This is a genomic window from Sulfidibacter corallicola, from assembly GCF_017498545.1.
GTDB lineage: Bacteria > Acidobacteriota > Holophagae > Acanthopleuribacterales > Acanthopleuribacteraceae > Sulfidibacter > Sulfidibacter corallicola.
In genome coordinates, this window is sequence record NZ_CP071793.1 from 2,803,961 (window position 1) to 2,823,905 (window position 19,945).

Genomic DNA, 19,945 nt, shown 5'->3' on the forward strand with positions numbered 1-19,945 from the left:
GAACCCAGTACGGAAACCCCCTATCCAGTCGATTCGCGAAGCGCGAAAACACGCAAGCGTATAAAGATTCGGAACCTATCAAAAAGCGAAAAAATCCTGAAGCCAACCCAAGATTCGGTAAACGGCAAATGCCATCAAAACCAGGCCACCGAATACGACCGCGACAAAAAGCAGGCTGAGTATCAAGATCGAGGTCCCGTAAAAGGCCACGCGCGCGCGCCACACCATGCCGCGCGGGTGCCACCAGGTGATGCCGGTCAGTTTTTCAAGGCGGCGCCGGGCCCGGTGCAATTGGCGAACCTGGGCGGGGTCGATCACCGCCTTGATCTCTCGAATCCAGCCCTGGATGCGTGGAAATACCTGACGAGATATCACTTTGCGCATCATGCCCCAATCACGTGTCTCTCGCGAACCATCGCGCAGCGCGGCCCGGGTCTTGGCCAGGTTCTCGCGCCGAAGTTCCGAGGCGGCACGCAACCGCAAGCGTTGCGCCTCCCAGGGGTCGCGTTGTTCGGGTGGTCGACTCACGAGGGTTTCTCCATTTTGAGCATTTTGTGGAACCGCTCCTTGAGGTCGTCGTGTAGTTCCCGCAACGCCCGTACTTCGTCCATCACCTCGTCGCTCATGCGACGTCGGGTACGCATGGCCTGTTTGAGTTTGGTTTCCAGAAGGTGCAGCTCGCGGGAGAGCGAGACGGACTGGGCCTCCGCCTCGTGCAGGTGATCCTCGGCCTCCGCCAGCATTTCGTTCATGTCGCTCTTGACCTTGGTCAGACGGCTGAGGCCCTGCTTGAGATCGTGCAACTCACCGGCAGTGGCGTAAGCCTCCTCCAGTACGTTTTCACTTTCCTCGTCCAACAGTGCGAACAAACTTTCGAAGCGATTGACCATGCGGTTGCCGATGGTGTGCGCCAGCCGGTCGAAGTCGCGCTGGCTCTGTTTGGCGCGGACGGCCAGAAAGCGAACCAGGCGCTGGCGGCTCGTGTCCTCGGCCATGGCGCGAACCAGCGGCTCGATCCCCACCTCGCGGGCGACGATCAGGTTGTCGTTGAGCCAATCCAGCCGGGTGTGCAGCGGCGCAAAGGCCGAGCGATCCAGGACACGCACGTGCAGCCGTGTTTCCGGGCCGGGCTGGCCGTCGAAAAGGTAAATCGGCTCGGCAGGCCAATGGGTGTCGCCATCCGCGACATCCGCGAACCATCGGGACATCACCCGGCGCAGGTAGCCGGCCATATCGGCCGTGTGCCAATCGTGCATCGGTGGAAAAAGCGCACTGTGACGCGGCACGAAGACCCAGCAGGCCTCGTTTTCCTCGCTGTAATAACGGGCCCAATAGGGATCGAGCCAGAAGCACATGGCGTCCGGCGCGTCATCGCCGTACAGCATCGCCTCCTCGGGGTCGAAGCCACCGTCTTCGGCGGGAATCCAGAGAAAGTGGGAACCGGCGGGATCGAACTCGTCGGCGTGGAAGGCGTACAGGAGCCGACCCTCGCGGAGCACATCCATGGGCATGTCGCGCAGAAGACGGGCCAGGACAGGCAATTGACGTTGCCTGAAGCGCCACAGCCAGGGCTTGGCCGCGTGCATGCTGTCCAATCCGGCCAGGCGGTATTCGATCTCGGCCAGGCGGTCGCGCAGCCGGCGTCGCTCGATTTCGGCGGGTTCCCGCAACCGGGTCGGGCGCAATTCGAGCCGATAGCCGAATTGAGGCGCGGCCCGGTGCAGGGCGTGCTGCAATTCCTCGAGCCGCTCGGGGCTGTATCGCAAGGAGGGCATCTCGAAGCGTGCACCGCCGCTCAGAGCCGGCTCCAGGGCGACGCGAGCGTGGAAAGTCAGATGGGCCAGGGGCCAGAACACCCAGGTTTCTTCCGAATCCTCTGGAGAAGACACACCCGGCGAGCGAACCTCGATCGCGGCCAGCGCCTGGCTCTCGACGGCGTCCGGCGCCAACCCGAACAGGCTGGGATGGCGCAGCATCAACGCTTGAAAACGCAGAAACAGCGATGCGTCCAACGCCGCCCGCGCCAGGGGCACGTAAAGGCGGCGTTCTCCTTCGGCGATCCCCAACAGGAGGCGGCAATCGTCCAGATCCCCGCCCGCGAGCACACTTTGAAAGGTTGATTTTCGACGGGGATCGTCCTGAATCTGAAAGAACCAGATCGGCCCGGCCGCCGACTCGGCCGTCGCCACCCGCAGGGCGGTCGCGTGGCGGCGGAGTTCGTCGAAAATCTCGGCGGCGCCCGCGGCATCGCGACCCTCGGCGATCAGCAAATAGGTGTCGGGCAGGGTCGAAGCCGCCTGCCGTTCGGGTGCGGCGGCAAACAACAGGTGACACAAACCCGCGACCACGGGCAGGGCCCCTTCCGCGACCGGCGCCTGTTCGGCCGAGCGCTCGGTCGTCTCCAGGAATCGGCGAAGCAACGGTTCGTACTCCGGCGAAACGGGTACGTGCAAGTCGGCAGAAACGCCGAACGCACTGGGAGGAATGGAGATTTCCGCCGCCGTAGCCAGGGTGGCCGGCAACTCACCGGGCTCCAGGGACAGCAGCAGGTCGAACAAGGCGGCCGGCTCCAGATCCGCCAAGACCCAAGAGGACCTGGTCCCGGAAGGCGAGCGCTCAGCCACGAGCCACCTCGGTTCGCCATTGGTGCAGCCAGGCTCCCACCAGTTGACCCGCGAGGCCGCGTGGGTCGAAGCCTTCCTTGCGGGCCCCCAACACCAAACCTTCGCCGCGGGCCTGGTAGATCCAACCAGTGGGTTCATCCAAACGGTCCGGGACCCAACAAATGGAAAGCCTGCGGCGGGGGTGTCCGGCAAACCCCAGGGCACGCGCCAAGGCGGCCTGCCAGGAGATGTCGGGATGCTCGCGCCAGGACAGCGGCAGAAAAACCAATACGTGGGCGGCGGCATAGAGCGAAAGGTCGAGGCGAGAAGGGCCGGTAGGAGGGCCGGTAGGAGGGCCGCCATGACGGCCCGAAGACGCGGCGCCGGAAAGCGAACGCCCGTTACGGGGACGATCGGTGGACGAATGTTCGGCAGGCGAAACGCCGGGACCCGGAGGTCCGATCGACCTCGCACCGGCATCGAAAGCGGCGCCCTGATCGCGCTGGCTCAACCACAGACGTGCCAACCAGTTGGAAAAGCCGGTGGGATTCCCCATGGCGCGACCCAATTCCGGTGCGGGGACCGCGGCGAAGGGCTGGTGGCTATCGAACAGAAAAGAGCCCCAACCGCCGCCCGTCAGCAACTGCCGACGAAATGCCGCGAAATCGGGCGCATCGGCCCATCGCGACGATTCGTTTTCGTTCATGCCGAGATGGCGTTGGCGACAGCGGCCGAAGCGATCGCCCTCGATAAAACGGACTTCGCTTCGCCCCAGTCCATTGAGGACCAACTGGTGCACCATGCGGGCGACGGCCTCCAGCCAACAGGTCTTGATGAAATCCAGGTGGACGCGGGTACCCGCGACGGCGGGAACGACGGTCGCGAGAAACATGTGCCGCATGCGGCGCCGTTTCGGCTCGCGTCGATGGACCAGGTAGCCGGTATTGAGCAACCGATCGGCACGCAGCATTTCGTGTTGCAGGAACTCACTGAAGAGCACTTGACCCATTTCCTCGGCTCGGCGGGTGACGTAGATGCCGTTGATCCCGCCCTCCCGACGCGCCTGTGTCGCGCGCAACCGCGCACCGGGCCGCGACATGGACGATTTCGGTTCGCGTTTGACCTCCGGCAGCGGCAGAGGCGTCAGACGATGGGACAGGGTGGTGGCGATCGGATCCTGGTAGGGCAGGTGCAGCACCGGCCGCTTGCCGGAAACGGCCTCTCGATCCAGGCGGGCCAGGTTCCAGGCGCAGTCGCGCCAGAAACCGGACGTTGCCGGATCCTCGATCTCGCGTTTCACATGGCTGGCCAGGGCATGCTGATAATCTCGGAGGCGTTGCGCCCCATCGGTGTCCGGAAGCGGTTCGTCGCAGAAAAGCAGCGTGTGGCCCAAGCCGGCGGTGCACCGTCGCAACAACGGCAGAGCCAGCCGAAACAGGCTGTAGCCAGGATGGGCGGCCAACAGGACCGCGGCTCGGTGTCCGTGGGTCGATACCTGCGACCTACCTGGCAAAGCCACTCGCAATTCGCGATCGATGCGCGCCACCACGTCGTACCACGGGCTCTCACGGGGAAGCTCTCGCCCGGGCAACGCCAGCAGCGTCGCCAACTCCACGGCCATCGCCGGAGGAATACCCACCTGGCGACCGTGAAGGGTGCGCACCACCGAACGGGCAAGCCGCGCGACCGCCCCCGAGTGGCCGGCGCAGGCCTGCTCGAGCAGCGTCTCGGCGGTTTCCCGGCCGATCAGCCCCAGCCGCGGCGTTCCGCTCATGCGCGCGCCGCCACGCGCTCGAGCTTGTAGGCGATCTCCTCGTCTTCCAAATCGAGGAAGTAGCGCGGAATCAAGGTCAACTGTTCGCTGCCGAGACTCAGTGCGGCGTCGAGCGGTTCCTCCGCCCGAGTCGCCCGATAGAGTCGATGCATGACCATGATGTGAACCATCTTCACCAAACGTCGATTGGACATCTCGGAGAGATCGTATTGACGCGCCTGTTGAACCATCTGGGCCAGGCTGCGGTAGAACGGGTGATTCGATTCCGGAACCAGCAGGCCCTCGGAAGTCATGCGCGTCATGACACCGCGGAAGTTGGCCACGCGGGCGAACAGATCGGCGCAGTCGGGCAAGGCCCGATGACGGCTGTAGGTTTCGGTCCAGCCCTTGCGGAGCAGGGTTCCCAGACTTTCCGGCCGGGCCTCGATATTGCGCAGTTGACAGCGCAGGGTGAAACGATCGAAGACGGCGCGAAGCTCCGGGGCTTCCGGAATCTGGTTGGTCGCCGCCAAAAGGCATTCCAACCGCACCGGATGGCGCATGCCGCGGTCGTGGAACACCCGCTCGTTGAGAAAGGCCAGGATCGAATTGAGGATGGCGCTGGATCCGTTGAACACCTCGTCCAGGTACACCACGATGGCGTGCTGCATCATGCCGCTGTCGATGCGCACCAATTCGCCTTTCATGGCGCGGGGAATGTCGTAGAAACCGAACAATTCACTGGGCTCGGTAAAGGGCGTCAGCAGGTATTCGAAATAGTCCGGATGGTCCCTGGCCGGGTCGGTTTCGTCGAGCAGGCCGGTCAGCCCGCAGAAGGCCCGAATCAATCGGGACTTGCCGGTGCCTGGCGGGCCGATCAACAGCAGAGGTTCCCCGCTGGCCACGGCCAGCATCAGGGCCGAAACCGCATCTTCGGAATCGGCGAATCGGCGGTTGAGCTCGTCCTCGACGAGGGTGAGTTGGCGAAAGGCCTGGTCACCCGCTTGGCGCAGGGCGGTCAGAACGCGGGGATCAAACATGGGCGGCGCCTCCAGGTGTCGGGCGGGAGTCGAGAGAACACTCGCGCCACCGCGAGGGGCGCTGCGATTGCCAGTTGGGCGTGGCGAGGGAAAACGTGGGGCGGTGTCGCGGTTGTTGGGGCCGTTTCGCCATAGGCCGCGGGATCAATCGGGCGAGAAAACGGTGCACGCGCCGCTTGGGCGGCGGCTGATTGAGGCCGCGTTGCTCCAGGTAGGGCAACGCGTGAAGGGCCGCCCGAAACGCCGAAGGCAAGGCTTCGACCATGCGAGGATGCCGGCTCAGGATTTCGACCAGCAGCCACTGGTCCCACCAGCCAGCCCATTGGGTCTGAACGATCAGGTGCCGGGTGCGCCGCTGGATGGCGCGCAACACCCTACGTTTCCGGCGACGGCTGGGCTGCAGGACGTCGCGCCAACCGCGCGGGCGGGTCCCCACGAGGTGCAACAACAGCCAAAAGGTGTTCGGGTGAAAGCTGGGCAAGGGCGGGAGGCCGTCCAGAAAGAGACCGTCGTGCAAGAGCCGGCGCTGCACGAGCAGCCCGAACCGGCGGCAGAAGGTGGGTTCGGTCCACGCCAGGTAGCCCAACATGGGCCACAGCTCGTCCGGGCAACCCAGTTCCGGCGATCCGGATTGGTGCAGCCGCATCGACTCCAGGAAACGCGCCTCCCAGGTGGCCTGGTCGATCCGGCCCGCCAGGCCGGCGTGAATGGCGCGAAGGTGACGCCGCTTGCGCCAGGCCCGCACCGGCCGGAACCGCTCGAAATACGAGACAAAGGAATCCGGCGAGGTCAGCCCCAAGCGCAGCAGGGCCATGTCGGACGGAGAGAGGAGCGCGTTCGCGGTCGGCGGGGAGACGGGCGGCCCAGGCCTGCGATCGGCGGCCGCCTCGATGGCCACTTTGGTGCCCTCATCGAAGGCGGATGTGTGCAGTTGCGCGAGGTCTTCGATCAAGTGGAGCGCAGCGCGTTGGAGCCAGGCCGCGAGGGCGGCGGGCTGGAGTCCGGCGAATCCCGGGCCGGCTGAATGTCGTGGGGTCGGCGATTGCGGTGGTTGAGTGGCAGACGTCGGCGTCACGCGGGATTCCTCGCTGTGGTGGTGCCCACATTCTAGCCGGAAAGCGACACCCAGGTGGGCAAAAGTCTGGAACGAGGGCTCGCGGAGCCGGCGATCACCGCGGTTTTGCGGGTTGAGCCCTCATCGGCTGGAATCGCCCGATCCTTGTTCCAACAACTCCAAAATCTGTTTCATCGGCAGCATTAATCCATTTGCCAGAAAATCACCAAGGCACCTTTCGCCCAGGACGAACGCCGTGATGAATGACGGCAGGCGGCGCTCGATTCGAGCAGATTCCCGCCGAGGCATTCCGAAGGAGGACCTTTCTCATGATTTTTCGAAAAGCGATACGGATGGGGTTGATCTTGTTCGCGGTATCCCCCGCGGTAGGGGGCCCACCGGAGATTCCCGAAGACCTCCAGAATCTCCTGCGCCGGTCCGTGGAATCGAAAAAGATTCCGTCGATGGTGGTCGGCATCGTCAATCCCCAGGGAAAGAGCGTCCTGAGCTTCGGACGCACCCAGCCCGACGGCGCGGAAGTCGACGGCGACACCCTTTATGAAATCGGTTCGGTCACCAAAATTTTCACCAGTGCGCTCCTCGCCGATATGGTCGCCCAAGGCAAGATGGGCCTGAACGACCCGATCGATCGTTATTTGCCCGAGGGCTTTCAGGCCCCCCGCAAAGAAGACGTGGCCATCACCCTGACCCACCTCGCCACGCACCGTTCCGGACTGCCGCGCCTTCCCGAGAACATGGTGGTGACCGGGAACGATCCCTACGTCGATTACGACCGCCAAAAACTGCACGAAGCGGTTCGCGATCAGACTTTGCTGACCACGCCGGGCAAGCAGTGGGCCTATTCCAATTTCGGCATGGGGCTGCTGGGCGATCTGATCGCGCAGACGAACCGAACCACCTACGAGGACCTGGTCCTCAGCCGCATTTGCAAGCCCTTGGGCATGAACGACACGGTGATGACCCTTTCGGAGCGGCAATCACGTAGATTGGCAGCCCCCCACGACTTGAGCGGTACGCGATCCCACAGTTGGCATTTCCAGGCCCTGGCCGGCGCGGGCGCCCTGCGTTCCAGCGCCAACGACATGTTGCGTTTCCTGGAAGCCCATCTCGGCCTGGCGGACGCCCCGAACCTGCCGTTCCTCTCGGAGACCCACACCCCGCGCGCCGATATCGACGCCAAGGTCAAAACCGGCCTGGGCTGGATGATCCTGAAAACCGAAAGCGAGACCCTGTGGTTCCACGACGGCCAGACCGGCGGCTATTCGGCGTTTCTCGGCTTCAACGCCAAAACCCGCACCGGTGTGGTCGTGCTCGCGAATCAACTGACCGAACTGAATCCCCTGGGACTGCATCTGTTGAATCCCAAAAACCCGGCGCCGAGTTTCGCCGATGAAACGACCGGCATCGAACTGCCTGGCGAACTGCTGCAAGGGTACACGGGTCATTACCAACTCTCCCCCAACCGCTTTATGCACGTCACGCTTCGCAAAAACCAACTCTTCGGTCAACTGACCGGCCAACCCGCCTTGCCGATGTTCGCCGAGTCCGAGACCAAGTTCTTCAACCGCCAGGTCGCCGCGGAGCTCGTCTTCGAAAACGGCTCGGATGGATCGGTGGCGGCCCTGGTTCTCCATCAGGGGGGCGCCACCATCCGCATGGCACGCATGCCCGCCGACTTCACGCCCCCGGGCCCGCCCGAAGAAATCCAACTGGGTACCGAGGTGCTGAAGCAGTACGAAGGCCAATACAAGCTCTTCAACGGCGGGGTCTTCACGGTTCGGCTGGACGAGAGCGGCTTGGTGGTGCAGTTGACGGGGCAACCGTTCTTCCCGGTTTTCGCGCAGAAAAAGGATGTGTTCTTCTACAAGGTGGTGGACGCCCAACTGCATTTCGAACGCGACGAAAAAGGCGAAGTGGTTTCGCTGGTCCTGCACCAGAACGGCATGAAAATGCCGGCCAAACGCAAGTGAGGGTCCTTTTGGGAGAATCCAGCCAGGAGGAACGGCCCGGCTGGGTTCCATGGTGGGGGTCCCCACCTGGGAGCGGGTTTTAAAAGACCTTGAACATCACCAAAAGGACAAAGGCGTACAAGAGGACCATTCCGATGACGGGCGACAACCACAGGAAAAGGTACTTGAGTCGAGAACCGCTGCAATTCAGGAGGATGTACAGAAATACCAAGATGTTGTAGATCCAGCCGATGGCGATTCCCGCCCACATCATGCCCTGGTGACCGGTGCCGCCGAAGGCCATCATGCCGCCGAGACTGACCGCGATTTGGGTCATGAAGGAAACGATCAGGCCAAAGCCCCAAAGGCCGCTTTCCTGAAAGGCACGGAACATGAGGAACAGTTGGAAAAAAAACGACACGAACGACGAGAGAGCCAGAAGCACCAGGAGCCCCCAAAAGACGGGTGCGGTCCAGGATGGCATGTCGTCAGGGTCGCGTAGGTTGTCCATCAACCACCGAGCCCATTCGGCGTCTTTGAATTGCTCGAGAAACTCCTGGTTCTCGAAGGGGTTCTGGGCTTCTTCCACCTGGGCCGATTCTTCCTCGCTGCCGGACACCTTGACGTAGACGCTCTGCTCCGGATTGGCGTTGGGACGGCCCTTGACCTTTTTGAAGCCCTTGCGATTGGTGAGGGACTCGTCTTGGCTGAGGGTCCCCTCGGCGATCTGACGGTTGCGAGTTTCGGTCGCTTTCAGATCGACCTTGCTCAACGGCAACACCATCAATTCACCACTACCGTGGGTGAAATGCACTTCCTGGTCGAGTACCTCGTATTCCCCGCGAATGGCGATCATGCGACCGTCTTTCATGACCAACACGCCGCTCGAGTTGATGGTCGGACCCTGGTCCTGCCATGCGGCGGCGGGCGACCAGCACAGGCCGAAGCACAACAGACTCAAACCGATGAAACGTGGCAATCCGTACACCTGATCCTCCCCGAGATGGGTTTCGCGGCCGATCCCGTCGGCTCCCTGCATTTTAATGTGTTCTCGCTGCTGCAGGGCGGTTTGTGCGATCGCAAGGGGTCAACAGTTGTGAAGGATCACCTTCAGGCGGGGAGCGAATTGACCGGCTCGGCGTACTTTTCCAGCATATTCATGTTGTATTCGTAAGCGGTTCCCGAGGTGAAATTGGTGATGACCGGGAACGGAAAGAGATTGATGTTCTGACAAAGCCGGATGTAGGTGGACACGCGATAGTAGGCGCGAGGTCCCCGCTCGGTGGCGTTGCGAAGGTAGATATCCAGCAATTCATCCTGCATGTCCTGGCTCAGGTTGAACAGACCGAACTCGCGGACCATCTTGTGGTTGACGCGAGCGGATCCGTCGTGAGCACGGATGATCAAATCCTCGGGATGAATTTCTCGGAACATGGAACCTCTCATCACGGGAACAAAAGAAACCCGATGGTTTGGAAAGGCCGGTCAGGCAGGTTGGATGAATGGCAGTCTATCAATCGTAACATTATCGTAAATCGGGCCTTCTAAATCAATAAGCCATATCACCCGGTACGGATCGAAAGCTCGAGGGTCACGGCAGAATCTCAATACAAGGCCGTCTCGAATCCAGCCGGCCAGGGCTCTTTTTCCCCGTCGAGAAGGGCGACCCACAGGGCCCCAAAACCGGTGCCGCCAAGGCCCGCAAGGGAAAAAGCCAGAGCTCCCGAACGGCGGCGCGTCGCAAAAAATCCTTGCGGCCCATGGGGTTTTTCCCATATATTGCGAAACTGAAAAAGAATATGGGCGCCTGCCCCAGCGCGCTTTTGTGATTTCCGGAGGTTTTCCATGCCACTTTACGACTACCAGTGCAAATCATGTAGCCATGAGTTCGAAGCACTGCAAGCCATGAATGAGGCTCCCTTGGAGGAATGCCCCGAATGCGACGAGCCCGAGCTTCAAAAGAAAGTCGCCGCCCCCGCGTTTACCTTCAAAGGCGGCGGCTGGTACAAGGATCTCTACAGTTCGTCGGGCTCTTCCGACAACAAATCCGGAGATACCAAAAGTGACAGCGGTGCCGCCAAACCGGCGGCCAAAGAGTCGAGTTCCAAAACGACCGCCGCCGCATCCTGATTTTTTACCTGAGCAACACCCGAAAGCCGTCTCGCCCGAGGCGGCTTTTGTCGTTTTGGGGTGCGCAGTCGGCACGGATTCGACGGCTGCCGAGAGAGATCGGTCGAAGCGAGAACCCACCGGAGTTCCCGCACCCCGAAAGCGGCGTCGTGCCAGGTAGGTGCGACCGCTGGTCGCACATTCCGAACGAAGCAACCCTTCCGAAGAGTTCCCACGTGTCCATAAGAGACGTCGCGCCAGGTAGGTGCGACCGCTGGTCGCACATTCCGAACGAAGCAACCCATCCGAAGAGTTCCCGCGTGTCCATAGGAGGCGTCGTGCCAGGTAGGTGCGACCGCTGGTCGCACATTCCGAAGCTCCCGCTTCAATCGGCGGTTCACTTTTTGGTGATTCGCATCTTCGCAGTCCTGATCGCTTCGAAGTGTCGGCCGGGCCGGCTTACCGCCCCTGCCATACCGGCCGTGCCATACCGGCCGTGCCATACCGGCCGTGACCAACGTACAGCCACGCCGATCCTCAAAGCATGCGGGAACTCTGATCATGAACAGCTTCGAATGGTTCATCGGGCCGGCTTACCGCCCCTGATGAACCTACCGGGCACGACATCTCTCTCGACATTCAGACACTGCCGGCAGAGGTGGACTTCGACCGGAGAGATCTTGCCAAACAGTTTCGCTTCGCTCTTGATGCACTTGATTTGATAATCGTCGGTCGCTTCGATTGGTGGCGCAGGCTGCTCCACCTACAGGCACGACGACACTCTCCGCATGCGGGAACTCCCGGTCAATTCGCTTCGATTGGTGGCGCAGGCGGCCTTGGGCGGCTACTGTGCAAGGGCCCACCTACCCGGCACTCGATACGCGGGCACGTGTTCCGACCTGAATCGCCGTTACGTCTGGAACGAATCCTACCCCAGCGAGCGGATGCGTGCCTGTGGCGACACGATCTCGGTGATGCGAAAGGCGAAATTGCCGTCGACCACCACCACCTCACCACGGGCGACGAGCTTGTTGTTGACCAACATGTCGATCGGATCGTCCATGGCCTTGTTGAGTTCGATGATCGACCCCGGGGTCAACTTGAGGATGTCCTGCAACAACAGTTCGGTGCGACCGATTCGAATGATGACTGGCAATTCGATGTCCATCAGGAGATCGATGTTGCCGCCGATCTCGGGCATCGGCGCAGGCGGCGGCGCGTATTGATAGGCGGGCGCGGCGGCTTGGGGCGGCGGCGCGGCCGCGGGCGGCGGCATGCCGGGCATCGCTGCGGCGGCCGGAGGCGGCGCGGCAGTGGGGGCGGCGGCCTGGGGCGGCGCTGCGGCTGCGGGCGGAGGCACGGCCTGGGGCGGCGGTTCGGCTTTCTTGTGCAGGCCCTTGTCGATCGAATCCAGCAACAGCTTGCTCAGGCCCACGTAGAGTTTGGAATTGATGAGACCTTCCAGCTCGATATCGAATTCGACACCCGGAAATTCGTCACCCGCCACCTGGGTCTTGACCACTTCGGCCTCGTTTCCGGTGACGATCTCCACCTGGCCGATCGAAATGCTGTCGCCGGTTTTCTCGGTCAGGGTCTGACAACTGGCGCCCATGATCTGGTTGATCGTCTCACTCAGGGCATCCGAACTGTCCTCGTCCAATTCGGCCGAGTTCTCACCCTCGCCGCCGAGCATCAGGTCGATGATGCGGGTGGCGTCCTCGATGTTGACGATGAAATAGATGGTCCCTTCCAAGCCCTTGGTGAAGCTGGCTTGGGCGACGATGATCGTGTCCCAGTTGCGCTCTTGGACCTCGGTCACCGTGAGATAGGCCGAACGCAGCGGAATCAGGTCGATTTCGCGGCCGAGCAACATGCTCAGAACGGTAAACGCCGCGTCGGCGATCACCTCGCTGACAATGCCGAGGGTTTCGATTTGGTTGGTATTCAGTTCCGACATAAGTGCTCTTCAGCCTGTTCCGCGATCGAGGGGCGTTGTGCGGCACGGCGACGGTGCCGACCGCGATTAAAGGGGTTCGATCTTTTCGTGGACCTGAAAGGACCGAATCTCGCTGTTGATCAACACCTGTCCCTTGTACTTGGGCACCTGGTTGACGCTCAACACCATGGGGTCTTCGGGTCTACTGGTAAGCTCAATGATATCACCTCGTTCCAAATTGAGGAAATCCTGAACCGTAATCGTGGAGCCGCGAATCTCGGCCCCGACGCCGAAGTACACCCGTTTCATCAGTTCCGAAAGCATTTTCGCTTCCTCGAAGGTCTCGCTCTTCTTGTAACCGGTGTACCATTCCTGATCGAACTCTTTGGCGATCGGCTCGAGAATGATCGAGGGAATACAGAAGTTCATCATGCCCACCACTTCCTGGAACTTGACCTCGAACACGATCAGGACGACGACCTCGTTGGGGGCCACCACCTGCACCAACTGGGGCGAGGTCTCCTGGGCGTGAATGCGCATATCGAGGTTGACGATCTGTTTCCAAACCTCTTTCAAGTCTTCCAGAATCAAGCGGATGATGGCTTCGAAAATATTTTGCTCGATGGCCGTCATGGCCCGGATCTCGGTCAGTGGTTCCCCCGGACCGCCCAACATCTTGTCGATGATGGGGAACACCAGCGAGGGGTTGATCTCGAGGGCCGCATTGCCTTCCAGCGGTTTCATGGCGATCGAGCTGAAACAAGTGGGATCGGGCAAGGAGAGAAGGAATTCGGAATAGGTCAACTGCTCCACGCTGACCAGGTTGATCTCCGAAATGGTTCGCAGGTAGGCACTGAGCGAGCTGGAGAAGTTGCGGGCAAATCGATCGTGCAGGAAGTGGAGCGAGCGCATCTGCTCCTTGGAAACCCGGTCCGGTCGCTTGAAGTTGTAGACCATGACCTTTTTGTATTGCTTCTGCTTGGGTTTCTCGCGCTCGATGGTTCCCGGCGTCGTGGGCTCCGCCGTCTCCTCGGCCATCGTGGCCACGTCGCCGCCGGATTGAACCGAGTTCAACAGGGCATCGACTTCTTCCTGGGTGAGGATTTTTGCCATTTCGAGTCTCCGTCGATCGGCGTGGCTTCTCCCGAATCGGAATCAGCGGCCAGACCTACTGAAAGCGGCGCTCCACGTAGCTCTTCAGGGCTTCGCGCAGGCGAATCATGGATTTGGTGTGCAGTTGGGAAACGCGGGATTCGGTAATGTTCAGCACGGTGCCGATTTCCTTCATGGTCAGCTCGTCGAAGTAATAGAGGGAAACCACGTAGCGTTCCTTGTCCGGCAACCGGCGAATGGCCTCGGACAGGATTTCGGTGAGTTCGTGCTTCTGGAACTTGTGATAGGGATCGTCGGTACTGCGATCGGGAATGAACGCGATGGCGGACTCGCCTTCCCCACCCTGGCTGTCGTTGTTGTTCAACTCGACGAACTTGCCCAGCGACACGCCTTTCAGGTTGTCGAGGATCTTGTAGAACTCCTCGAGGCCCACACCCAGGTCGCGGCACAGTTCCTCGTCGGTGGCATGGCGCCCAAGCTGCTGCTCCAATTGGGCGTAGGATTGCTCGACCATCTTCTTCTGTTTGCGCACCGATCGGGGCACCCAATCGAGACTGCGCAGGCCGTCGAAGATGGCGCCGCGAATGCGAAACTCCGCGTACGTCTTGAATTTGATCCCGCGTCCGGGATCGAATTTCTCGATCGCATCGATCAGGCCGATGATGCCCGAGTTGACGAGATCGTCGATCTCGACGTGATTGGGTAGTTTCATGGAGATACGATGGGCCAGATACTTGACCAAGGGAATGTAGTCTTCAATCACATGTTGGCGATCTCCACTGCCATTGGTCTTTTCTGCGGTCTTCGAAGCCTGAGGCATGCCCTCCCCCCTACTTTTGCACGAGCAGTTGAAACAGTTGCAGGAACCCCTTGCCTTCGGTCCACGGGTCATCGTGGTCCAGCAGGGTCGCCAGCGCCTCGAAATTCGCGCGGGCCGGACACTCTGCCGGCGTCAGCATGAAGGGTTTCTGCAGAACCACACCACGAGCGACCACGTCGTCGTGAACGATGTAGCTCAGGTATTCCAGTTCTTTTTTTAGAAAGTGTTGGATTGCGACCTTTAGCTTACCATAAACATCCTCGGCTTCTTCCTCCCCTTCGACATCATTCACCACCAATTGCAAGCGAGCCGCGTCACATTCGCGAAACAAGACCTTGGCCAGCGCATAGGCGTCGACGATCGAGGTGGGTTCGTCGGTACAGATCATCAGGATTCGATCCGACCCCTGAAGCGTTCGGATCACCAGGTTGTTGACCCCCGCCGCGGTGTCGATGAACATGAAATCGAACATCTCCTCCAGCTTGAGCAGATCGGTGCGCAACTGATCCAGTTGTTGCACGGGCAGGTAGCCGGCGTCCATGATGCCCGAAGCACCCGGGATCAGGTAGAGGTTGTCGGTGACCTTGACGAGGATTTCGAGCAGGGTCGCCTGGCCCTCGATGACGTGCGACAGATTGCGTCGCGGATCCATGCCCAACAGGATGTCGATGTTGGCGGTGCCCATGTCGGCATCCAACATCAGCACCTTGCGCCCGCGTTTGGCCAGGGTGACCGCCAGGTTGACGGTGATGTTCGACTTGCCCACGCCGCCCTTGCCGCTGCTCACGGAAATGATCTCGCATGAACTCTTGCCGCCGGGGCCCTGGCCCCGTTTCAGGGCGGCGACGCGCCGCAGGGTTTCTGCCTGATCCATCACACCACGCCTCCTCGTGCGGCCTCGAGACCTTGCCCCGCGAAGAGTCCGGCCAGCAGGGGACGGCTGGCGAACTCGAAATCCTCGGGCACGTTCTGGCCGGTGGTCACGAAACTCACCGGCTTCTTGGTCTTGACGATCTGGGTGAACAGCGACCCGTACGCGGATGTCTCGTCCAGTTTGGTGAATATGAGGTACTCGGGGTTCAAGGGATCGAACCGGTTGATGATGTCCGCCAGGTCGGCGCTCTTGGTCGTGGCGCTCAGGACCAGATGGACCTCGATGTCGCTCTGGTCGTCAAAGAAGTTGCGCAGGTTGGCCATGCCGATCTCGTCGCGCTGGGAGTGCCCGGCGGTATCGATCAGCACCAGGCTCTTGTCCTGGTGGAACTGGATGGCTTGACGCAGCTCGTTGGTATTCAGGGCCACCTGCACCGGGATCTCCATGATCTTGGCGTAGGTCTTCAACTGCTCCACCGCGGCGATGCGGTAGGTGTCGAGCGTGATCAGCACCACCTCGGCCCCGGCCTGCAAATGGGCGTAGGCCGCCAGCTTGGCCACCGTCGTGGTCTTGCCGACGCCGGTGGGTCCCACCAGCGCCACCACGCGCGGCCGGCCTTCGCTGACCAGCTCGGGGCGGGCCACGTCCACCAATCCCGCGAACAGCGTCTTGAGGTAGGCCTTGACACGCTTGACGTTGTCCTTGTGCTCGTCCTTCATGCGCTCGTGGGCCATCTTGATCATCTTGGCGGCGATGTTCTCATCCACGCCGGTGTCCTTCATCCACTGGTAGATGGTGATCATGGCCGGCGAGAGCTTGATTCCGGCGATCGGCGACTGGTTGCGAATGACGCTGTAGAGCAGGCCCTTCATCTCCTGCAGTTCCTTCTGCAGCGGGCTCAGGTCGGTATCCTTTTCGCCCAGGTCGGCCACCATCGATTTGATCTCGTTGATTTCCTTGCGCAGCGGACGACCGTCGCGCTCCCCCTCGGACCGCTTCTTGTCGCGTTTGGGCGAAGCCGTCTTGATGGCGGCGCCGTAGATGGCGTCGAACCCCTGGGAAAAGCCGTCGCGCCCCAATGGATCCGCGTCGAACAGGCTGTCGTCCGGCAGCACCGTGTTGCCGCCGGCGGTGTAGGTGGGGACCTTGGGAAAGATGCTGTCGGGATCCGGCTCGTTTTTGGGAATCTCTTCGGGCTTGACGGCGGGCGGTCGCGGCTTGGCGTCACCACGGCTCTCGAACCCGGTCTCGGAATCCTGGCGGATGTCGATCGACGGCGCCGGGGCGCTGCCCGGACCGATGGAGGCGATCGCATCCTCCTCCACCGCGGCGGTCACCTGCAGAAAATTCCGGTCACCGAACCCGAGCGGTCCCTTTTTCTTGATGCTCTTTGTGCCAAGGATGAAGGCGTCCGGACCCATCTCCTGCTTGATCTTCTCGAGGGCCTCTTTCATGCTTGGGGCTTCGAATTTCTTGATCTTCATATATCACCCACCACACCGATCGTGACTATGTTGACGTGTGCCGGCACCTCACTTTGACTGAAAATCAACAAGTTGGGCAGGACGCGCTCCAGCAGGCGCCGCAACGGCATGCGCAAACCCGGGTTCACCAGCAGGATCGGTTGAATGGCGAAGGCCGAACTCTCGATGGACTGATGCAGGTTGTCAACGAAGCGCTGCGCTTTTTCGGGCGCGATGACGACGAAATTGCCGGAGTCTGTTTGTTGTATGGATTCGGTCAGCTTGCGTTCCAATTCGGGGTTCAGGGCGATGATGGCCAACTCTTGACGGTCGTTGAGATAGGGCGCGACGATGCCGCGACTGATGGCCTGACGCACGAGGTCGGTGAGGGCGAAGGGATCCTTGGTGATCATGCCGCCCTCGGCCAGGGCTTCCAAGATGCTGAGTAGGTCGCGAATCGACACGCGTTCGACCAGCAGGTTCTGCAATACGCGCTGCACCACACCCAACGGCATGATGTTGGGCACCAGGTCCTCGACGATCTTGGGATAGGTATCGGCCAGGTTGTCCAACAGGGCCTGGGTTTCCTGGCGCCCCAACAATTCGTCCGCGTGACGCTTGATGATCTCGCTGAGATGGGTCGTCACCACCGTCTGAAGATCGACCACCGTGTACCCCAGGTTCTGGGCCTCGTCCTTGAGCTCCTCGCGAATCCAGTAGGCGTCGAGTCCGAACGCCGGTTCGCGGGTCAGGATGCCCTCGACCTCCGCCGTCGCCGTTCCGGGGTTCATCGCCAGGAGGTGGTTGAGCATGAGTTCTCCGGTCGCCACCGACACCCCTTTGACCAAAATCGAGTACTGGTTGGGTCGCAACTGTAGGTTGTCCCTGATGCGGATGGGCGGCACCACCATCCCGAGTTCCAGCGCCAATTGGCGACGGATCGATTTGATCCGTTCCAGGATATTGCCGCCTCGCTTCGTATCTACCAGAGATATCAGTCCATAGCCTACTTCTAACCCCATCATATCCACTTTCAGGAGTTTTTCAACAGGTTCCGGTTGCGGCAACGCCGGCGCCGCCTTCTTGCCGGGTACCGCCTCCGCCGCTTTTTGATCCGGTGGCGCACCCGGTCCCAAGGCGGCGGCGACCGGTTTCTCCTCCTCGACGGTGTGTTTGTAGTAGGCGAGCCCCAGCAACGCGGTGCTCAGCGACCAGAACGCAAGGGTCGGCAGGCCCGGCACCAGCCCGAACAAAAACAGCGATCCGCCCACGAAGGCCAGCGGTTTCTTGTCGAAGAAAACCTGGCCCATGACATCTTCGCCCAGCGATTTCTTGGCCGTGGCGCGCGTGGTCAGCAGGCCGGCCGCGATCGAGATGAACAGCGAGGGCATGGCGCTGACCAGGCCGTCGCCGATGGTCAGGATGGTGAAGGTGGCCGCGGCCTCCGCGGCCGGCATGTCGTGGCGAATGACGCCGAAGGTCAACCCGCCGATGATGTTGATGACCGTGATCATCAAGCCGGCCATCGCGTCCTTGGCGACGAATTTGATGGCACCGTCCATCGAACCGTAGAAATCGGCTTCGTCCTGCAGGTCCTGGCGCTTGCTCTTCGCTTCCTGCTCGGTGATCAGGCCGGAGTTGAGATCGGCGTCGATGGACATCTGCTTGCCCGGCATGGCATCCAGGGTGAACCGGGCCGTGACCTCGGCGATCCGCGAGGAACCGGTGTTGATGACCATGATCTGAATGGTGATCAACACGATGAAGATCAGGATGCCGATCATGTATTCGCCACCGACCACGAACTGGCCGAAGGCCTGGATCACGGTTCCCGCCGCGCCGGGCCCCTCGTGACCGTGCAGCAGGATGACCCGGGTCGAGGCCACGTTGAGGCTGAGCCGAAACAGCGTGGTCAACAGCAACACCGACGGGAACGCCGAGAACGCGGTGGGTTTCGGCATGTACATCACGGTGATCAGAATGGTGAGGCCGATGGTGAAGTTGGCGGCGATCATGATGTCCAACACGATGACGGGCATCGGGATCATGAACATGACCAGCATGACCAGGATCACCAAAGGGGTGATCAAGTGCTGGTGATCGCGAAGTTTGGACGTCCACTGAAGAACTTGTTTCATGCTGTGGCCCTCTGCTTATTCAATTTATAGATAAAGGCCAGAATTTCAGCCACTGGACGGAAAAACTGATCGGGGATGTCCTCCCCGATTTCGGTACTGTAGTAGAGACCGCGCGCCAGACCGCGGTTCTCGACGATTGGAATCTGCTTCTTGCGGGCCGCCTTGCGCATGCGCAGCGCCACGTGGTCGATGCCCTTGGCGACCACCCGCGGCGCGTTCATCTGGCCGTGCTTGTATTCCAACGCCACCGCGAAGTGGGTCGGGTTGGTGATCACCACGTCGGCATTGGCGGCGTTCTGGGCCATGAGCTGCATCAGGCGCTGATAGCCCAACTGGCGCATGCGCTGTTTGACCTTGACGTCGCCCAGTGCCTGCTTCTGTTCGTCCTTGACGTCGAACTGGGTCATCTTCAGATCTTCTTCGTAGCGGTAACGCTGGTAGGCGTAGTCGATGGCGGCCAGGATGATCATGAACAGGATCATCATCATCCAAATCGAGTACACCACATCCCAAACGCGCGAAACGACCATCATCGGGGTCAGCTCGGTCATCCCGTGGAAGTCCACCAGGTGCGGGGTGGCGGCGTAGTAGATCATCAGGGTCAGCACCAGTATCTTGGCCACGGACTTGGCCAGTTCCATCAGGCTGTTGACACTCGCCAGGGTGCGCTTGAGGTTGGCGAACACGTTGAGTTTGGACAGTTTGGGTTTGACCGGGGTCCAGGTGATGTGCCAGCCCACCTGGGCGATGTTGGCGGCCAGCGCGGCCACCAGCAGGGGCAGAAAGATCGGCAGCAGGAGAATCAGGTAGCGCGCGAAGTAGAACTGGTTGATGAGGTTGGAATCGCCGACCACGTCGATGTTGGTGGCGTTGGCCAGCACGTGGCGCATGATATCGCCCAAACCGTAGGCGACCACCCCGCCCCAGGCACTGATCACCGCGAAGGCCACGATGTACTGCACCAGGTTGTTGACTTCCATCGAGCGCAGGACCTGGCCTTCGTCCCTCTGTTTCTGCCGTTTCTTGGCCGTGCCTTTTTCGGTTCTTCCCTCGTCCGCCGCGGACATGATCC

The 19,945-nt window shown here is 61.2% G+C and carries 16 protein-coding genes; 2 read left to right on the top strand and 14 right to left on the bottom strand.

Features of this window, described 5'->3' with window-relative positions:
• Positions 1 to 78: 78 nt before the first annotated feature.
• The 5 genes from J3U87_RS08035 to J3U87_RS08055 are packed head-to-tail and all read right to left on the bottom strand — an operon-like array spanning position 79 to position 6,471.
• Positions 79 to 528, bottom strand: a complete 450-nt coding sequence (locus J3U87_RS08035) for a hypothetical protein (protein ID WP_237382522.1) — start codon at positions 526 to 528, stop codon at positions 79 to 81.
• Positions 525 to 2,624 (bottom strand): GAS domain-containing protein, encoded by a 2,100-nt coding sequence (locus tag J3U87_RS08040; RefSeq protein ID WP_237382523.1) that lies wholly within the window; start codon positions 2,622 to 2,624, stop codon positions 525 to 527. Before J3U87_RS08040 ends, J3U87_RS08035 begins: the two co-directional genes overlap by 4 nt.
• A complete protein-coding gene (locus J3U87_RS08045) occupies positions 2,617 to 4,377 on the bottom strand; it encodes a hypothetical protein (RefSeq protein ID WP_237382524.1) in 1,761 nt (586 codons plus the stop codon). The genes J3U87_RS08040 and J3U87_RS08045 overlap by 8 nt, the downstream gene beginning before the upstream one ends.
• Positions 4,374 to 5,396 carry an AAA family ATPase gene (locus tag J3U87_RS08050; RefSeq protein ID WP_237382525.1) on the bottom strand — a complete coding sequence of 341 codons (1,023 nt, stop codon included), beginning with the start codon at positions 5,394 to 5,396 and terminating at the stop codon, positions 4,374 to 4,376. Before J3U87_RS08050 ends, J3U87_RS08045 begins: the two co-directional genes overlap by 4 nt.
• The gene (locus J3U87_RS08055; protein WP_237382526.1) at positions 5,389 to 6,471 is read right to left on the bottom strand and encodes a hypothetical protein; all 1,083 of its coding nucleotides are present in this window, start codon (positions 6,469 to 6,471) and stop codon (positions 5,389 to 5,391) included. Before J3U87_RS08055 ends, J3U87_RS08050 begins: the two co-directional genes overlap by 8 nt.
• Positions 6,472 to 6,779: 308 nt before the next feature.
• On the opposite strand from J3U87_RS08055, the gene J3U87_RS08060 reads away from it, so the two are divergent.
• Positions 6,780 to 8,441 (top strand): serine hydrolase, encoded by a 1,662-nt coding sequence (locus J3U87_RS08060; protein ID WP_237382527.1) that lies wholly within the window; start codon positions 6,780 to 6,782, stop codon positions 8,439 to 8,441.
• 79 nt (positions 8,442 to 8,520) lie between these two features.
• Here J3U87_RS08060 and J3U87_RS08065 read toward each other — a convergent pair whose 3' ends face one another.
• On the bottom strand, positions 8,521 to 9,408 hold the full coding sequence (locus J3U87_RS08065) for a TIGR04086 family membrane protein (RefSeq protein ID WP_237382528.1): 888 nt from the start codon (positions 9,406 to 9,408) through the stop codon (positions 8,521 to 8,523).
• A gap of 122 nt (positions 9,409 to 9,530) precedes the next feature.
• A complete protein-coding gene (locus tag J3U87_RS08070) occupies positions 9,531 to 9,854 on the bottom strand; it encodes a hypothetical protein (RefSeq protein ID WP_237382529.1) in 324 nt (107 codons plus the stop codon).
• 411 nt (positions 9,855 to 10,265) lie between these two features.
• Here J3U87_RS08070 and J3U87_RS08075 point away from each other — a divergent pair, with 411 nt between their 5' ends.
• Positions 10,266 to 10,550: an FmdB family zinc ribbon protein gene (locus J3U87_RS08075; RefSeq protein WP_237382530.1), complete on the top strand. Its 285-nt coding sequence runs from the start codon at positions 10,266 to 10,268 to the stop codon at positions 10,548 to 10,550.
• A 907-nt stretch (positions 10,551 to 11,457) separates the two neighbouring features.
• Here J3U87_RS08075 and fliN read toward each other — a convergent pair.
• The 7 genes from fliN to flhB form a co-directional block, all read right to left on the bottom strand.
• The gene (gene fliN / locus J3U87_RS08080; RefSeq protein WP_237382531.1) at positions 11,458 to 12,486 is read right to left on the bottom strand and encodes a flagellar motor switch protein FliN; all 1,029 of its coding nucleotides are present in this window, start codon (positions 12,484 to 12,486) and stop codon (positions 11,458 to 11,460) included.
• A gap of 66 nt (positions 12,487 to 12,552) precedes the next feature.
• Entirely contained in the window at positions 12,553 to 13,578 is a 1,026-nt protein-coding gene (gene fliM / locus J3U87_RS08085; RefSeq protein WP_237382532.1) for a flagellar motor switch protein FliM, read from the bottom strand.
• A 55-nt stretch (positions 13,579 to 13,633) separates the two neighbouring features.
• Positions 13,634 to 14,398, bottom strand: coding sequence for a FliA/WhiG family RNA polymerase sigma factor (locus J3U87_RS08090; RefSeq protein WP_237382533.1), 765 nt, complete (start codon positions 14,396 to 14,398; stop codon positions 13,634 to 13,636).
• 10 nt (positions 14,399 to 14,408) lie between these two features.
• Positions 14,409 to 15,272: a MinD/ParA family protein gene (locus J3U87_RS08095; RefSeq protein WP_237382534.1), complete on the bottom strand. Its 864-nt coding sequence runs from the start codon at positions 15,270 to 15,272 to the stop codon at positions 14,409 to 14,411.
• Complete coding sequence (gene flhF / locus J3U87_RS08100) at positions 15,272 to 16,756, bottom strand: flagellar biosynthesis GTPase FlhF (protein WP_237382535.1); 1,485 nt, start codon at positions 16,754 to 16,756, stop codon at positions 15,272 to 15,274. The genes J3U87_RS08095 and flhF overlap by 1 nt, the downstream gene beginning before the upstream one ends.
• Positions 16,753 to 18,873, bottom strand: coding sequence for a flagellar biosynthesis protein FlhA (gene flhA, locus J3U87_RS08105; protein ID WP_237382536.1), 2,121 nt, complete (start codon positions 18,871 to 18,873; stop codon positions 16,753 to 16,755). Before flhA ends, flhF begins: the two co-directional genes overlap by 4 nt.
• Positions 18,870 to 19,940 (bottom strand): flagellar biosynthesis protein FlhB, encoded by a 1,071-nt coding sequence (gene flhB, locus J3U87_RS08110; protein WP_237382537.1) that lies wholly within the window; start codon positions 19,938 to 19,940, stop codon positions 18,870 to 18,872. Before flhB ends, flhA begins: the two co-directional genes overlap by 4 nt.
• Positions 19,941 to 19,945: the final 5 nt, after the last annotated feature.

What these genes read in the sequence shown, in the direction of transcription:
- flhB (WP_237382537.1), bottom strand. Translation starts at nt 19,940, where the DNA reads ATGTCCGCGGCGGACGAGGGAAGAACCGAAAAAGGCACGGCCAAGAAA.
- J3U87_RS08075 (WP_237382530.1), top strand. Translation starts at nt 10,266, where the DNA reads ATGCCACTTTACGACTACCAGTGCAAATCATGTAGCCATGAGTTCGAA.
- flhF (WP_237382535.1), bottom strand. Translation starts at nt 16,756, where the DNA reads ATGAAGATCAAGAAATTCGAAGCCCCAAGCATGAAAGAGGCCCTCGAG.
- J3U87_RS08060 (WP_237382527.1), top strand. Translation starts at nt 6,780, where the DNA reads ATGATTTTTCGAAAAGCGATACGGATGGGGTTGATCTTGTTCGCGGTA.
- fliM (WP_237382532.1), bottom strand. Translation starts at nt 13,578, where the DNA reads ATGGCAAAAATCCTCACCCAGGAAGAAGTCGATGCCCTGTTGAACTCG.
- flhA (WP_237382536.1), bottom strand. Translation starts at nt 18,873, where the DNA reads ATGAAACAAGTTCTTCAGTGGACGTCCAAACTTCGCGATCACCAGCAC.
- J3U87_RS08095 (WP_237382534.1), bottom strand. Translation starts at nt 15,272, where the DNA reads ATGGATCAGGCAGAAACCCTGCGGCGCGTCGCCGCCCTGAAACGGGGC.
- J3U87_RS08050 (WP_237382525.1), bottom strand. Translation starts at nt 5,396, where the DNA reads ATGTTTGATCCCCGCGTTCTGACCGCCCTGCGCCAAGCGGGTGACCAG.
- fliN (WP_237382531.1), bottom strand. Translation starts at nt 12,486, where the DNA reads ATGTCGGAACTGAATACCAACCAAATCGAAACCCTCGGCATTGTCAGC.
- J3U87_RS08070 (WP_237382529.1), bottom strand. Translation starts at nt 9,854, where the DNA reads ATGTTCCGAGAAATTCATCCCGAGGATTTGATCATCCGTGCTCACGAC.
- J3U87_RS08090 (WP_237382533.1), bottom strand. Translation starts at nt 14,398, where the DNA reads ATGCCTCAGGCTTCGAAGACCGCAGAAAAGACCAATGGCAGTGGAGAT.
- J3U87_RS08045 (WP_237382524.1), bottom strand. Translation starts at nt 4,377, where the DNA reads ATGAGCGGAACGCCGCGGCTGGGGCTGATCGGCCGGGAAACCGCCGAG.